This window comes from Azospirillum himalayense (assembly GCF_042657465.1).
Classification (GTDB): Bacteria; Pseudomonadota; Alphaproteobacteria; order Azospirillales; family Azospirillaceae; genus Azospirillum; species Azospirillum himalayense.
Genome location: NZ_JBHSLC010000110.1, coordinates 31657 through 44594 on the forward strand (window position 1 = coordinate 31657; position 12938 = coordinate 44594).

Annotated in this window: 17 protein-coding genes; 11 read left to right on the forward strand and 6 right to left on the reverse strand. The window is 67.8% G+C overall.

What is annotated here, in order from left to right:
• The first annotated feature begins 21 nt into the window (after window positions 1–21).
• The 3 genes from ACFPMG_RS29250 (at window position 22) to ACFPMG_RS29260 (ending at window position 2724) form a co-directional block, all read left to right on the forward strand.
• On the forward strand, window positions 22–1290 hold the full coding sequence (locus tag ACFPMG_RS29250; protein WP_376998781.1) for a cytochrome b: 1269 nt from the start codon (window positions 22–24) through the stop codon (window positions 1288–1290).
• Window positions 1290–2054 carry a cytochrome c1 gene (locus tag ACFPMG_RS29255; protein WP_035676897.1) on the forward strand — a complete coding sequence of 255 codons (765 nt, stop codon included), beginning with the start codon at window positions 1290–1292 and terminating at the stop codon, window positions 2052–2054. Before ACFPMG_RS29250 ends, ACFPMG_RS29255 begins: the two co-directional genes overlap by 1 nt.
• A 118-nt stretch (window positions 2055–2172) precedes the next feature.
• Entirely contained in the window at window positions 2173–2724 is a 552-nt protein-coding gene (locus ACFPMG_RS29260; RefSeq protein WP_376998783.1) for a DUF924 family protein, read from the forward strand.
• Here ACFPMG_RS29260 and ACFPMG_RS29265 read toward each other — a convergent pair.
• Window positions 2699–3253: a response regulator gene (locus tag ACFPMG_RS29265; protein ID WP_376998785.1), complete on the reverse strand. Its 555-nt coding sequence runs from the start codon at window positions 3251–3253 to the stop codon at window positions 2699–2701. The genes ACFPMG_RS29260 and ACFPMG_RS29265 overlap by 26 nt on opposite strands.
• Window positions 3254–3436: 183 nt before the next feature.
• Here ACFPMG_RS29265 and ACFPMG_RS29270 point away from each other — a divergent pair, with 183 nt between their 5' ends.
• Complete coding sequence (locus ACFPMG_RS29270) at window positions 3437–3841, forward strand: DUF423 domain-containing protein (protein ID WP_376998787.1); 405 nt, start codon at window positions 3437–3439, stop codon at window positions 3839–3841.
• Between the two features lie 18 nt (window positions 3842–3859).
• Here ACFPMG_RS29270 and ACFPMG_RS29275 read toward each other — a convergent pair whose 3' ends face one another.
• A complete protein-coding gene (locus ACFPMG_RS29275) occupies window positions 3860–4219 on the reverse strand; it encodes an ArsR/SmtB family transcription factor (RefSeq protein ID WP_376998789.1) in 360 nt (119 codons plus the stop codon).
• 255 nt (window positions 4220–4474) lie between these two features.
• Here ACFPMG_RS29275 and ACFPMG_RS29280 point away from each other — a divergent pair, with 255 nt between their 5' ends.
• From ACFPMG_RS29280 to ACFPMG_RS29310, 7 genes are all read left to right on the forward strand, one after another.
• Entirely contained in the window at window positions 4475–4702 is a 228-nt protein-coding gene (locus ACFPMG_RS29280; RefSeq protein ID WP_376998792.1) for a sulfurtransferase TusA family protein, read from the forward strand.
• 168 nt (window positions 4703–4870) lie between these two features.
• On the forward strand, window positions 4871–5800 hold the full coding sequence (locus ACFPMG_RS29285; RefSeq protein ID WP_376998794.1) for a histone deacetylase family protein: 930 nt from the start codon (window positions 4871–4873) through the stop codon (window positions 5798–5800).
• A 156-nt stretch (window positions 5801–5956) separates the two neighbouring features.
• The gene (locus ACFPMG_RS29290; protein ID WP_149167076.1) at window positions 5957–6211 is read left to right on the forward strand and encodes an exodeoxyribonuclease VII small subunit; all 255 of its coding nucleotides are present in this window, start codon (window positions 5957–5959) and stop codon (window positions 6209–6211) included.
• Between the two features lie 25 nt (window positions 6212–6236).
• Window positions 6237–7103, forward strand: a complete 867-nt coding sequence (locus tag ACFPMG_RS29295) for a polyprenyl synthetase family protein (RefSeq protein WP_376998875.1) — start codon at window positions 6237–6239, stop codon at window positions 7101–7103.
• Between the two features lie 18 nt (window positions 7104–7121).
• Entirely contained in the window at window positions 7122–9038 is a 1917-nt protein-coding gene (gene dxs, locus ACFPMG_RS29300) for a 1-deoxy-D-xylulose-5-phosphate synthase (protein WP_376998797.1), read from the forward strand.
• 335 nt (window positions 9039–9373) lie between these two features.
• The gene (locus tag ACFPMG_RS29305) at window positions 9374–10195 is read left to right on the forward strand and encodes a sensor histidine kinase (RefSeq protein ID WP_376998799.1); all 822 of its coding nucleotides are present in this window, start codon (window positions 9374–9376) and stop codon (window positions 10193–10195) included.
• An 89-nt stretch (window positions 10196–10284) separates the two neighbouring features.
• Complete coding sequence (locus ACFPMG_RS29310) at window positions 10285–11028, forward strand: TlyA family RNA methyltransferase (RefSeq protein ID WP_376998801.1); 744 nt, start codon at window positions 10285–10287, stop codon at window positions 11026–11028.
• A gap of 6 nt (window positions 11029–11034) precedes the next feature.
• On the opposite strand, the gene ACFPMG_RS29315 is transcribed toward ACFPMG_RS29310, so the two are convergent.
• The 4 genes from ACFPMG_RS29315 to ACFPMG_RS29330 all read right to left on the reverse strand — a co-directional run bounded on the left by ACFPMG_RS29315 (window position 11035) and on the right by ACFPMG_RS29330 (window position 12922).
• Window positions 11035–11283, reverse strand: a complete 249-nt coding sequence (locus ACFPMG_RS29315; protein WP_376998803.1) for a DUF4167 domain-containing protein — start codon at window positions 11281–11283, stop codon at window positions 11035–11037.
• Window positions 11284–11345: 62 nt separating this feature from the next.
• Window positions 11346–11654, reverse strand: a complete 309-nt coding sequence (locus tag ACFPMG_RS29320; protein WP_376998805.1) for a hypothetical protein — start codon at window positions 11652–11654, stop codon at window positions 11346–11348.
• 153 nt (window positions 11655–11807) lie between these two features.
• A complete protein-coding gene (locus ACFPMG_RS29325; RefSeq protein WP_376998807.1) occupies window positions 11808–12599 on the reverse strand; it encodes an SDR family oxidoreductase in 792 nt (263 codons plus the stop codon).
• Complete coding sequence (locus ACFPMG_RS29330; protein ID WP_376998809.1) at window positions 12596–12922, reverse strand: nuclear transport factor 2 family protein; 327 nt, start codon at window positions 12920–12922, stop codon at window positions 12596–12598. Before ACFPMG_RS29330 ends, ACFPMG_RS29325 begins: the two co-directional genes overlap by 4 nt.
• Between the last annotated feature and the right edge of the window lie 16 nt (window positions 12923–12938).

The following is a 12938-nucleotide window of genomic DNA, read 5'->3' on the forward strand; positions in this document are numbered from 1 at the left end:
TAAGGTTCTGGAGACCCCAAGATGGCTCAGGCTCACGCCCCCCAGTTCAAAAATCCCGTCGTGAAGTGGATCGACAGCCGCCTGCCGATCTTCACGATGCTGGACCATGAGTACAACCAGTATCCGATGCCCCGGAACGTCAACTATCTGTGGGCGTTCGGTGCCATCGCCGGCATCATGCTGGTCATCATGATCGCCACCGGCCTCGTGCTGGCGATGCAGTATGCGGCCAACACGCACATCGCCTTCGAGTCGGTCGAGCGCATCATGCGCGACGTCAACTACGGCTGGCTGCTGCGCTACGTCCACGCCAACGGCGCGTCGATGTTCTTCATCGCCGTCTACATCCACATGTTCCGCGGTCTCTACTACGGCTCCTACAAGGCGCCGCGCGAGATCCTGTGGATCCTCGGCGTGCTGATCCTGCTGGCCATGATGGCGACCGCCTTCATGGGCTACGTGCTGCCGTGGGGCCAGATGAGCTTCTGGGGCGCCACCGTCATCACGAACCTGTTCTCGGCCTTCCCGCTGGTCGGCGACCCGATCGTGACCTGGCTGTGGGGCGGCTTCTCGGTCGACAACCCGACGCTGAACCGCTTCTTCGCGCTGCACTTCCTGCTGCCGTTCGTGCTGCTGGGCCTGGTCGTCCTCCACACCGCCGCCCTGCACGTCTCCGGCTCGAACAACCCGCTGGGCATCGATGCCAAGGGCCCGCAGGACACCGTGCCGTTCAACCCGTACGTCACGGTCAAGGACGGCTTCGCGGTCGTCGTGTTCCTGATCTTCTACGCGGGCTTCGTCTTCTTCGCCCCGAACTACCTCGGCCACCCGGACAACTACATCCCGGCCAACCCGCTGGTCACCCCGGCGCATATCGTTCCGGAATGGTACTTCCTGCCGTTCTACGCGATCCTGCGCGCGATCCCGGACAAGCTGGGCGGCGTGCTCGCCATGTTCGGCGCCATCGCGGTGCTGGCGGCCCTGCCGTGGCTCGACACCTCCAAGGTGCGCAGCTGCAAGTTCCGCCCGATCTACCGCCAGTTCTTCTGGATCCTGGCCATCGACGCCCTGGTGCTGGGCTACGCCGGCGCGATGCCCGCGGAAGGTGTGTGGCTGCTGGTCGCCCGCATCGGCACGGCCTACTACTTCTTCCACTTCCTGATCCTGCTGCCGCTGCTGGGCAAGCTGGAGCGTCCGCTGCCGCTCCCCGCCAGCATCTGCGAACCGGTTCTGAAGGGCGGTGGCCGCGTTGCCGCCGGCGCCCACGCCAAGCCCATGGAGAAGGCATAATGCGCTCTCTGAAGTCTGCCATCCTCTCCGCGGCCGTCGCCCTGGGTCTGGCCGGCGCCGCGCAGGCGTCGGAAGCGGTGCACATTCCCAAGCAGGAGTGGTCGCACAGCGGCGTCTTCGGCACCATCGACAAGGCCTCGGCGCAGCGCGGCTTCCAGATCTACAAGGAAGTCTGCTCGACCTGCCACTCGGCCAAGCTGGTCCCGATCCGCACGCTCGCCGGCATCGGTTTCAACGAGGACGAGCTGAAGGCGATCGCCGCCGGCTATGAGGTCCAGGCCGGTCCGAACGACGCGGGCGAGATGTTCATGCGTCCGGGCATCCCGGCCGACCGCTTCCCCTCGCCGTTCCCCAACGACAACGCTGCCCGCGCCGCCAACAACGGCGCCCTGCCGCCGGACCTGTCGCTGATGGCGAAGGCCCGCGTCGGCGGCGAGGACTATCTCTACGCCTTCCTGACCGGCTTCGAGGAGAACCCGCCGGAAGGCGTCACCCTGATGCCGGGCATGAACTACAACAAGTACTTCCCGGGTCATCAGGTGGGCATGCCCAACATCCTGATGCCGGACGGCGTGACCTACGCCGACGGCACCCCGGCGACGGTGCAGCAGCAGGCCCACGACATCAGCACCTTCCTGACCTTCATCGCCGAGCCGCACATGGATGCGCGCAAGCAGATGGGCGTGAAGGTGATCCTGTTCCTGATCGTGCTGGCCGGCCTGATGTACGCCACCAAGCGCAAGCTGTGGAGCACCCTGCACTGAGCCGTTGTCCGGCCCTGTGCGGAGACTTGAGACTGGACAGGGCGCCTTCGGGCGCCCTGTTCTTTTGTGGCCGAGGTTCTTTTCCCGACGACCCCATTCCCAGGCGAAGGTGGTGCAGATGACCGACAGGCTGATCGACGAGATCGTGGATTTCTGGTTCGACGAGGCGATGAAGCCCTACTGGTTCCGCCAGTCCGACAGTTTCGACCGGACGGTGCGCGACACGCTGCTTCCCCATTACGAGGCGGCGGCGGAGGGGCGGTACGATCATTGGCTGGAGGATGTGGACGGCTGCCTGGCGCTCTGCGTCCTGCTCGATCAGGTCCCGCGCAACGTCTTCCGCGGTTCGCCACGGGCCTTCGCGACCGACGGCAAGGCGCTGGCGGTGGCCCGCCATGTGGTGGAGCAGGGTTACGACCTCGAATGCACCGAGGATGAGCGGATCTTCCTCTATCTGCCGTTCGAGCATCAGGAGGACATGGACTGTCAGGAGCTGTCCTGCACCCTGTTCCGGGAGCGGGTCAGCGATCCGGAGGTCGTGGATTACGCCGAACGTCACCGCAAGGTCATCGCGCGCTTCGGGCGGTTTCCCCACCGCAACGCGGCCCTCGGCCGCGAGACGACGCCGGAGGAGGCGGAGTTCCTCAAGGAACCGGGTTCGTCCTTTTGACGGTCTCGCCCTCCGGCATCCCGGGCTCCAGCCAGCGCTTCAGGGCGGCCAGCAATTCAGGGCGGCGGACCGGCTTGGGCACGTAATCGTTCATGCCGGCGAACACGCAGCGGTCGCGGTCCTCGGCGAAGCCGTGGGCGGTGACCGCGATGATCGGCACCATGGCGCGGGCCCCGGTCATCGCCCGGATCGCCAGGGTCGCGGCGATCCCGTCCACCTCCGGCATGGCGACGTCCATCAGCACCGCGTCGTAGGGGGGCTCCGCCCCGGCGACGGAGGCGACGGCCTCCGCTCCGCCGTCCGCGGTGTCCACGGTGAAGCCGACCTTGCGCATCAGCGCCGCGGTCAGCAGCCGGTTGGTCGGGCTGTCGTCCACCACCAGCAGGCGTCCGCCGCGGGCCATGGCCCAGGCGACCAAGCGCTCCTCGCCGGACGGCGGCGGCGTGCCCAAGGATACCGGCGAACTGCAGGGCGCCGGCTCGGTGGGGGAGGTGTCTAGCGGCTGTCGGTGCAGAATGATGTGGTTCACGACGAGCCTTTGGCATTTTGCAAATCAATTTGCGCCGGACCGCCGCAGACTCCCGGTTTCCCGAGGGGGTAGGATGGCCCGCCTGCCCATGCCAAGCAAAGGGCGGGCCAGTTGGTTACGAGATCGAACCTTTCCCCCGCCCACTACGGGAGGGGTGTGGGATGCTCAGCGTGGAGAGGGATTATGGGACTGGTTGATCGGCTCTGGGTGGCCTTCGCGGCCTTGAACGGCGCCATCGCGGTGGGGGCCGGGGCCTATGCCAGCCACGGGCTCGCCGGTGACCCGCGCGGGCAGGAGCTGTTCCGGCTGGCCGGGCAATACCAGATGTGGCACGCGCTGGCCCTGGTCGTCCTGGTTGCGTTGCTGCGCAACGCCCACGGCCCGGCGCGCCTGGCGCTGCGCCTGTCGGGGTGGCTGTTCGTGGCCGGCATCCTGCTCTTCAGCGGAACGCTCTACGCGACCGCGACCAGCGGCCCGCTGCCCTTCGCGATGACGGCGCCGACCGGGGGCAGCGCCTTCATCCTGGGTTGGCTCGTCCTGGCCCTGGCGGTCCTGCTGTTCGGGCGGCGCTTCTTCGGAAAAGCCTGAGCCGAGCAGGGGCGGCGCTCAGGCGGGTGCGCTGCTCGGCTCCTCGGCGGAGGCCGGGGAGCCTTCGTCCTTCTTGCGGGCGACGGGCGCGCAGAACAGCTCGTGGAGCGTCGCCATGATGGTCTGCGCCTCGTGCCCGTTCAGCGAGTAGTAGATGTTCTGGGCGGCGCGGCGCGTCCGCACCAGCTTGTCGCGGCGCAGGCGGGCCAGATGCTGGGACAGGGCCGACTGGCTGAGGTCGACCAGCTCCTCCAACTCGCCGACCGACTTCTCGCCCTCGGTCAGGTAGCACAGGATGAGCAGGCGGCGTTCGTTGCTCATGGCCTTGAGCAGCGTGCTGGCCCGCCGTGCGTTGCTCTGCAGATCGGCAATGTTCATGAAACGACCGTTTCTGTCGACGCCAAGCAACAGCGACCCGTTGCGCCCAACCTTGCGCCGCAGCACCGCCGTTTATCGTTCGTGTTCAATCATATGGAAGAGTGTACCGCGCTGTCTACCCGTGGATGTCCCGTAGTCGAAAGAATGTTCCCCGTTCCGCGAAACCACCGTTCAACGGGTTGAGGCGCGCGCGCCGCCGTTCTAGACTCGCCGTCTGGACGTGTTGCGGCGGTGCCCGAAGGAGTGCAAGGAACGATGGCCGACCAGACGCTCGACGCCAAGGGGCTGCAATGCCCGCTGCCGGTGCTGCGCGCGCGCAAGGCGCTGAAGACGGTGCCGCCCGGATCGACGCTGACCGTCGAGGCGACCGACCCCAGTGCGCCCAAGGATTTCGCCGCCTTCTGCGAAGCCACCGGCAACCGGCTGGCCTCCAGCGTCGAGGACGGAGGCGTCTACCGCTTCGTGATCGAACGCTGCGCCTGACGGCGCCGCAAAGCAGGGTGGCGTGCACGTTCGCCGCGCAAAGGGGGTGGGGGCGGCGGTTGGGGGATGTGACGATAAGCCCCGCAATCATCCTGTACTTTCATTAGCGATGCAGGAAGAATGGGCGCAGGGAAATGCCTCGAACACGAACGAAAAAGACAGAAAAGCATGTTCACCACCCTGTTCACCCACGCCGCCTGCCTGGACCACGACACAGGGCTGGGCCATCCGGAATGCGCCGACCGGCTTCGTGCGGTGCTGGCGGCCCTTGAGACCGAAGAATTCTACATGCTCGAACGCCAGGAGGCGCCGCTCGCCACCCTCGAGCAACTCTCCCGCGCGCACCCGCGGGAGCATGTCGAGCGCATCCTGGCCCTGGTGCCGGAGCAGGAGCACGCCGGCATCGACGCTGACACGGTGATGTCCCCCGGCTCGGGCGAGGCCGCGCTGCGCGCCGCCGGGGCGGTGGTCGCGGCGGTCGATGCGGTGGCGTCGGGCCATTCGCGCAACGCCTTCTGCGCCGTGCGCCCTCCGGGGCATCACGCCGAATACGAAAAGGCCATGGGCTTCTGCCTGTTCAACAACGCCGCGGTCGGCGCCTACCACGCGCGGGCGGCGCATGGACTGCAGCGGGTGGCGGTGATGGATTTCGACGTCCATCACGGCAACGGCACGCAGGACATCTTCCAGCGCGACCCGGATCTGCTCTATTGCTCCACCCACCAGTCACCGCTCTATCCGGGGACGGGCGACGCGGGGGAGAAGGGAGATTTCGGCAACTGTGTCAACGCGCCGCTCGCCGCCATGTCGGGCTCGCCGGAATTCCGGCACGCGATGACTCACATCATCCTGCCGGCCATCGACCATTTCAAACCGGACCTGCTGATCATCTCCGCCGGATTCGACGCCCATTCCCGCGATCCGCTGGCCGGCCTGCACCTGACCGACGACGATTTCGCCTGGGCCACCCGCAAGCTGGGCGATCTGGCCCGCACCCACTGCGGCGCCCGCATCGTCTCGGTGCTGGAGGGCGGCTACAATCTGCGCGCCCTGGCGTCGGCCACCGCGGCGCATGTGCGCGAATTGATGTATTGCTGAGCTTTCCGACTCTTCCGGCCGATTCTTCCGGCTAGGCCCGTGGTGGGAGCGTGATACGCCCGCCGCGGGCCTTGCGCATTTGGGGGCTGAGCCATAATTTCGGTTTTCGGTCCCATCGCGGGCACCCCATCGTATGGATCATTGGCCGGATGGATCATGGCTGACCTCGCTCACATTCCCCCCGACATCGCCGCCCTCAGCTTCGAGGACGCGCTGGCCGAGCTTGAGCGCATCGTGCGCCAGCTTGAGGACGGGCGCGGCAAGCTCGACGATGCGATTTCCTCTTACGAGCGCGGCACCGCGCTGAAGCGGCATTGCGAGGCGAAGCTGCGCGAGGCCCAGGCCAAGATCGACCGCATCACCGTTGCCGCCGACGGCACCCTCGGCACCGAACCCGCCCGGATCGACTGACGTGCAGACCGACCTCAAGACAGCCATGGCCGACATGGCGGCGGATGTGGAGCGTGCGATCCTGCACCTCCTGCCGACCACCGACCTCCCCGAATCGCGTGTGCTGGAGGCGATGCGCTACGGCTGCCTGAACGGCGGCAAGCGGCTCCGTCCCTTCCTGGTGTGCCAGTCCGCGGCGCTGTTCGGCGTCAACCCGGACTGCGCGCTGCGCGTCGCCGTGGCGGTGGAGTTCGTCCACAGCTACTCGCTGGTCCATGACGACCTGCCGGCGATGGACGACAGTGACCTGCGCCGCGGCAAGCCGACCGTGCACCACGCGTTCGACGAGGCGACCGCCATCCTGGCCGGGGATGGGCTGCTGACCTACGCCTTCGAGGTGCTGGCCGACCCGGCGACCCACGAGGACCCGAACGTGCGCTGCCAGCTCGTGGCGGCGCTCGCCAAGGCGGCCGGGCCGCACGGCATGGTCGGCGGCCAGATGCTCGACCTGATCGCCGAGCATGAGACCTTCGACCTCGGCACGACGACGCGGCTCCAGCGCATGAAGACCGGCGACATGATCGCCTTCTCCTGCGAGGCCGGCGGCATCCTGGGCAAGGCCCCGCCGCCGCAGCGCCTCGCGCTGCGCGCCTACGCCCATGACCTCGGGCTGGCCTTCCAGATCGTCGACGACCTGCTGGACATCGAGGGGACGGAAGCGGAGACCGGCAAGTCGGTCGGGCGCGACGCGGAGGCCGGAAAGGCGACCTTCGTGTCCATCCTCGGGCAGGATCGCGCCCGCTCGCAGGCCGCGATGCTGGCCGTCCAGGCCAAGGCGCACCTGGAGATCTTCGACGGGCGCGCCGATATCCTCAAAGCGGTCGCCGACTTCGTCGTCGCGCGGCGGACCTGAACGGAGGACGTTTCCAACGTGACCCCCAACGACAAGACGCCGCTTCTCGACCTCGTCCGCACCCCCGCCGACCTGCGCGCGCTCAAGCCCGAACAGCTCCGGCAGGTGGCCGACGAGCTGCGGACCGAAACCATCAGCGCGGTGTCGGTGACCGGCGGGCATCTGGGTGCCGGGCTGGGGGTGGTCGAATTGACCGTCGCGCTGCACTACGTGTTCCAGACTCCGGCCGACCGGCTGATCTGGGACGTCGGGCACCAGTGCTACCCGCACAAGATCCTGACCGGGCGCCGCGACCGCATCCGCACCCTGCGCACCGGCGGCGGGCTGTCGGGTTTCACCAACCGGTCGGAGAGCGAATACGACCCGTTCGGCGCCGGCCACAGCTCCACCTCCATCTCCGCGGGGCTGGGCATGGCGGTGGCGCGCGACCAGCTCGGCCGCGACAACCATGTGGTCGCCGTGATCGGCGACGGCGCGATGAGCGCCGGCATGGCCTACGAGGCGATGAACAACGCCGGGTCGGCGAACAGCAAGCTGATCGTCATCCTGAACGACAACGACATGTCCATCGCCCCGCCGGTCGGCGCGATGAGCGCGTACCTGTCGCGGCTGATCTCGTCGAAGCCCTACCTCAGCCTGCGCCATCTGGCCAAGGACATCGCGGAGCAGCTGCCGCGGCCGTTGCGCACGGCGGCGCGGCGGGCGGAGGAGTACGCCCGCGGCATGGTCACCGGCGGCACGCTGTTCGAGGAGATGGGCTTCTACTACATCGGCCCGATCGACGGGCACAATCTGGACCATCTGCTGCCGGTCCTGCAGAACGTGCGTGACGCCGACGACGACAAGCCGGTCCTGATCCACGTCGTCACCAAGAAGGGCAAGGGCTACGGCCCCGCCGAGGCCTCGGCCGACAAGCTGCACGCGGTGGCCAAGTTCGACGTCGTCACCGGCGCCCAGTCCAAGCCGAAGTCCAACGCCCCGACCTTCACCCGCGTCTTCGCCAACGCCCTGATCGCCGAGGCCGAACGCGACAACAGAGTCCTCGGCATCACCGCGGCCATGCCGTCGGGCACCGGGCTCGACCTGTTCGGCCAGCGCTTCCCCGACCGCTGCTTCGACGTCGGCATCGCCGAGCAGCACGCCGTGACCTTCGCCGCCGGGCTGGCGACGGAGGGGTTCAAGCCCTTCTGCGCGATCTACTCGACCTTCCTGCAGCGCGCCTACGACCAGGTGGTGCACGACGTGGTGCTGCAGCGGCTGCCGGTGCGCTTCGCGCTCGACCGCGCCGGTCTGGTCGGGGCGGACGGGGCAACCCACGCCGGGGCTTTCGACGTCGCCTATCTGGGCTGCCTGCCCGACATCGTGCTGATGGCGGCGGCGGACGAGTTGGAACTGATGCACATGGTGGCGACCAGCGCCGCCATCGACGACCGCGCCTCGGCGCTGCGCTACCCGCGTGGCGAGGGGGTGGGGCTGGAGCTGCCGGAGCGCGGCGAGGTTCTGCCCATCGGCAAGGGCCGCATTCTCCAGGAAGGCACCAAGGTCGCGATCCTCAGCTACGGCACGCGTCTGGCCGAGGCGCGCAAGGCGGCGGCGGAGCTGGGCACGCGCGGCCTGTCGACGACCGTGGCCGACGCGCGCTTCGCCAAGCCGCTGGACGAGGAACTGGTGCGCCGTCTGGCGCTGGAGCATGAGGTGCTGATCACCATCGAGGAGGGCTCGGTCGGCGGCTTTGGCAGCTTCGTGCTGCAGCATCTGGCGATGGCCGGGTTGTTGGACGGCGGGCTTAAGATCCGCCCGATGGTGCTGCCCGACCGCTTCCTCGACCATGACAGCCCGGCCAAGCAGTATGAAGAGGCCGGTCTCGCCGCCCGCCACATCGTCGCCACCGTCTTGCAGGCGCTGGGGATCGAGGCGGCGGCGGTGCGGGCCTGAATCCGGATGGAAAGCGTCGTCGTTCGGCCCTGACTCCGACCCTGGACGAAGGAGCTAATGCCATTAGCCTAAGGTTGGGCGCGGCGCTTTCTCTGGTGCGGCTGGGACCGCTGTCTTACAATTCGAAAACAATAGATAATTAACGTATCCGGCGGGACTGGGTGTTGTCGAACATGCCTCAGGTGTTTGCAGCGGGTGCTGGGCGCGCATCCGACGAAAACGGCGCTTCGGCGCAGGATGGTCCGGGGATTTTCCGGTCCATCGTTGAGTCGTCTCCGACGCCCACCGCCGTGGTCGACAGAGCGTCCTTCCGTTGTCTTTACGCCAATGCCACCATGCGCGTCTTGGGGTTGGAAACGGGGCATCCCCTGGCCGACTGTTTCCCGGAGGCCTCCGCCGAGCGCATCGCCGAGGCGCTGGGCAAGGGCGAGGGCACCCGCCTGCGGATCACCCGGCCGGACGAGGTGTGCTGGAATCTGGATCTGGCCGCCCTGGACGGTGGGAGTTCGCTGCTGGCCACCCTGCGTCCCGCCGAAGCCGAATCGACCGAGACCGCCCATCACCACGCACGGGAGGTCAGCCACCGGGTCAAGAACACGCTTCAACTCGTATCCAGCCTGCTGACGCTTCAGACCCTGTCGGCCAAGGACCCCGACATGCGCCGCGCCTTCCAGGAGGCGTGCAGCCGCATCGGCACGGTGACCCAGGCGCACCAGCGCGTCCACGCCGCCGCCCGCGGCAGCCTCGTGGATTTCGGGGCCTATCTGAGCGACGCCTGCCGGGAGATGGAAAGCCACTTTGCGGTGGGGGGGCCGGAACGTCGCATCGCCGTGACGGTGGAGCAGGCGATGTTGCCGGTGGATTCGGTGATTCCGCTCGCCCTCATCGTCAACGAGCTGGTCGGCAACGCCACCAAATACGCTTACGCGGCGGGTAGCCCGGGGGACATCGAGGTCAGTCTGGCGCCGCGCGATGAGGGGGGGCTCCGCTTGACCGTTGCCGATCATGGGCGTGGTTTGCCGCCGGGATTCGAGGTCGCGCGCGCCGACTCGCTGGGCATGAAGGTGGCACGGGCCTTCGCCGGCCAGTTGAAAGGGAAGCTGCGCGCGGAGCCGAACGGTCCCGGCACGCGCTTCGTTCTCGATCTGCCTTTCTGACCGCCCATCGCCGTTGACGGTTCATCGCCTCTTGCCGAACGCCGCGTCCTGCGCCATGCATCCACCCTTGTCGACGGGGGAGCTGTGAGATGGCGCGGGTGCGTGCGGATGTGGCGCTGGTGGAGCGCGGGCTCGCTGAGAGCCGGGCCAAGGCGCAGGCGCTGATCCTGGCCGGGCTGGTCTATTCCGACACCAAGCGCATCGACAAGGCCGGAGACGCGATCGCCGAGGACGCTCCGCTGTCGGTGAAGGGGCAGGACCATCCCTGGGTGTCGCGCGGCGGGCTGAAGCTGGTCAAAGGGCTGGATGTCTTCGGCATCGACCCCACCGGCCTAACCGCCATCGACGTGGGCGCCTCGACCGGCGGATTCACCGACGTGTTGCTGACCCGCGGCGCGGCGAAGGTTTATGCGGTGGATGTGGGGCACGGTCAACTGGCTTGGAAGCTGCGCAACGACCCGCGCGTGGTGGTTCTGGAGAAGACCAACGCCCGCCACCTGACCAGGGCGGAGATTCCCGACCCCGTGGACATCGTGGTGTGCGACGCCAGTTTCATCGGATTGGAGGTGGTGCTTCCCGCCGCCCTCGCTCTGGTCGTGCCGGGCGGGCGGCTCGTCGCCCTCATCAAGCCGCAGTTCGAGGTTGGCAAGGGCCGTGTCGGCAAGGGCGGGGTGGTGCGCGAGCCGGAGCTGCACCAGGAGGTTTGCGACCGCATCCGCGGGTGGCTCGATGCCTTGCCGGGTTGGCGCGTGCTGGACATCACCGAAAGCCCGATCACCGGCCCCGAGGGGAACAAGGAGTTCCTGATCGGAGCGGTGAGGGATCGGGTCTGAGCGGACCTATATGCGGTCGTGGGCCACACGGAACCAATGCTCGGCGTGCTGACGACAGGTCTCGGCTTCGACGGAATCGCCGGATCGCTCGGCGTCGTCGGCGCGGGCCAGCCATTGGACATGCTTCTGCTGGGCGGAGCCGTTCACCTTTGGGTGTGCAAGTGCCGGGATTCCCTGAGTGGCCGGCCCTCGGGCCGTCTTACCGATCCGCGGTTGCCGACGGGTTCGATCACCCGCCGGATTGTCGAAAGGCATGAACGTCGATCCTCGTTTGGTCGGTGGTCCGCGAACAGGAGCGAAGGATCACTCCCGAACGGTCAATCCTGGTGGTCTTTGGTCACGCTGGAAAACGCTCGAAAGGCTTCGGTCACGTCATTCATGACCTGCGGGAAGAACGCGACGCGGCCGGCGAGCGGACCTTCGCTGATCGCGCTGGGACGGGGGAGCGGGCGCGGCAAAGGAAGTGGCTTGCCGGGGTCCCGCTCATCGGCGCGGGGAGGCTCGTAGAAGTGAAGGGCGAGTTGGCCGTCGGGCTCGGCGGCGTAGGGGAGGCCGGGCTCGGTCCGGCGTTCCGCGCCGGGAAGGACATACTGATCGCCCTGAGCGGTCCTTTCCGTCAGCGGCATCCAAGACACCCCTTCGCCCGTTGAAGCCCCGCCCAACCTATCAGCTTTCCGGCGATCCGCTCCAGCGAATACGGCGGACTGCCGATTGCACAGGGGCGTCGAACCGCGGTGGAGGGACTGTCCGCCCAGCCGTCGCCGCGGGGAGAGAACGGGTCAGACCGTCGGGATCGTCCCGCCGTCGATGACATGCTCCGCGCCGTGGATCGCTGACGCGCGGTCCGAGGCCAGGAAGGCGATGAGTTCCGCCACCTCCTCAGGCTGGGCCGGGCGTCCCAGCGGGATGCCTCCAAGCGCATTCAGAACGCTTTGCCGCGCCGTCTCAGGCGTTCCGCCGGTGCTGGCCGCGATGCGGGCCATCAGCGCGTCGGCGGCCTCCGTGTAGATCCACCCGGGCGAGACCACGTTGACCCGCACACCCTTGGGTCCGATTTCCTTCGACAGCGCCTTGCTGTAGGTTGTCAGCGCCGCTTTGGCGGCCGCATAGGCGGTCGTGGAGTCGTGCAGCGGCAGCCGGCGCTGGATCGATGAGACGTGGATGACCGCGCCGTTGCCACGGCTGATCATCTGCGGCAGCAGGGCTCGATCGAGCCGAACCGCGGCAAACAGGTTCAGGTCAAGCTCGGCGCGCCAATGATCGTCCGTCAGAGCGGCGAAGCCGCCGCCGGGAGAAGCGGAGCCCCCCAGGACATGCACGAGCACGTCCACGCCGCCAAGGATCTCCATGGCCGCCTCGGCGAGCCTCAGGACGCCTTCCGAAGTGGTCAGGTCTGCCTCCACCAACCGGGCGCCCGCCGGATTGCCGACGCCGTTGCGCGCCGCCGTCAGGACCCGGGCACCGCCCGCCACGAATCTCTCGACGGTCGCCCGGCCGGCGCCCTTGGTTCCGCCGGTGACGACGACGCGGCGCCCCTGGAACTCGAGGGGATCGATGCGGGCGGGCATCATGCGATCGCCAGAGCGACGATCGCCCCGTCCTCAAGCTGGAAGCGGAAGGTGAAGCGGATCGGGCTGCCGTTGAAATCGCCGGAGGTCAAGCCGTCCACCGCGATCCGGCCATCCTCGTCGCGCCAAGCCTCGGGGATGAAGATCGCCCGGCTGTCGAGGGTCGCCGTCCGAATCCAGGCCTTGAGCTGTTCGCGCCCTTCATGTCGTCCGCCATCGTCGAGGACGACCGCGTGTGGTGCGAAGGCCGCAAGCATGCCTTCGGCGTCGAGACGGGCGTTGGCCTTGACATAGGCGGCGACCGCTGGAGGAAGATCATGGGCCATGGGCTCTCTCCGGGAA

Coding starts and splice junctions, on each gene's coding strand:
- ACFPMG_RS29330 (WP_376998809.1), bottom strand. CDS start 12,922: ATGGCCCATGATCTTCCTCCAGCGGTCGCCGCCTATGTCAAGGCCAAC.
- ACFPMG_RS29260 (WP_376998783.1), top strand. CDS start 2,173: ATGACCGACAGGCTGATCGACGAGATCGTGGATTTCTGGTTCGACGAG.
- ACFPMG_RS29250 (WP_376998781.1), top strand. CDS start 22: ATGGCTCAGGCTCACGCCCCCCAGTTCAAAAATCCCGTCGTGAAGTGG.
- ACFPMG_RS29315 (WP_376998803.1), bottom strand. CDS start 11,283: ATGCCTTTCGACAATCCGGCGGGTGATCGAACCCGTCGGCAACCGCGG.
- ACFPMG_RS29295 (WP_376998875.1), top strand. CDS start 6,237: ATGGCCGACATGGCGGCGGATGTGGAGCGTGCGATCCTGCACCTCCTG.
- ACFPMG_RS29290 (WP_149167076.1), top strand. CDS start 5,957: ATGGCTGACCTCGCTCACATTCCCCCCGACATCGCCGCCCTCAGCTTC.
- ACFPMG_RS29270 (WP_376998787.1), top strand. CDS start 3,437: ATGGGACTGGTTGATCGGCTCTGGGTGGCCTTCGCGGCCTTGAACGGC.
- ACFPMG_RS29275 (WP_376998789.1), bottom strand. CDS start 4,219: ATGAACATTGCCGATCTGCAGAGCAACGCACGGCGGGCCAGCACGCTG.
- ACFPMG_RS29280 (WP_376998792.1), top strand. CDS start 4,475: ATGGCCGACCAGACGCTCGACGCCAAGGGGCTGCAATGCCCGCTGCCG.
- ACFPMG_RS29320 (WP_376998805.1), bottom strand. CDS start 11,654: ATGCCGCTGACGGAAAGGACCGCTCAGGGCGATCAGTATGTCCTTCCC.
- ACFPMG_RS29310 (WP_376998801.1), top strand. CDS start 10,285: ATGGCGCGGGTGCGTGCGGATGTGGCGCTGGTGGAGCGCGGGCTCGCT.
- ACFPMG_RS29255 (WP_035676897.1), top strand. CDS start 1,290: ATGCGCTCTCTGAAGTCTGCCATCCTCTCCGCGGCCGTCGCCCTGGGT.
- ACFPMG_RS29305 (WP_376998799.1), top strand. CDS start 9,374: ATGCGCGTCTTGGGGTTGGAAACGGGGCATCCCCTGGCCGACTGTTTC.
- ACFPMG_RS29285 (WP_376998794.1), top strand. CDS start 4,871: ATGTTCACCACCCTGTTCACCCACGCCGCCTGCCTGGACCACGACACA.
- ACFPMG_RS29325 (WP_376998807.1), bottom strand. CDS start 12,599: ATGATGCCCGCCCGCATCGATCCCCTCGAGTTCCAGGGGCGCCGCGTC.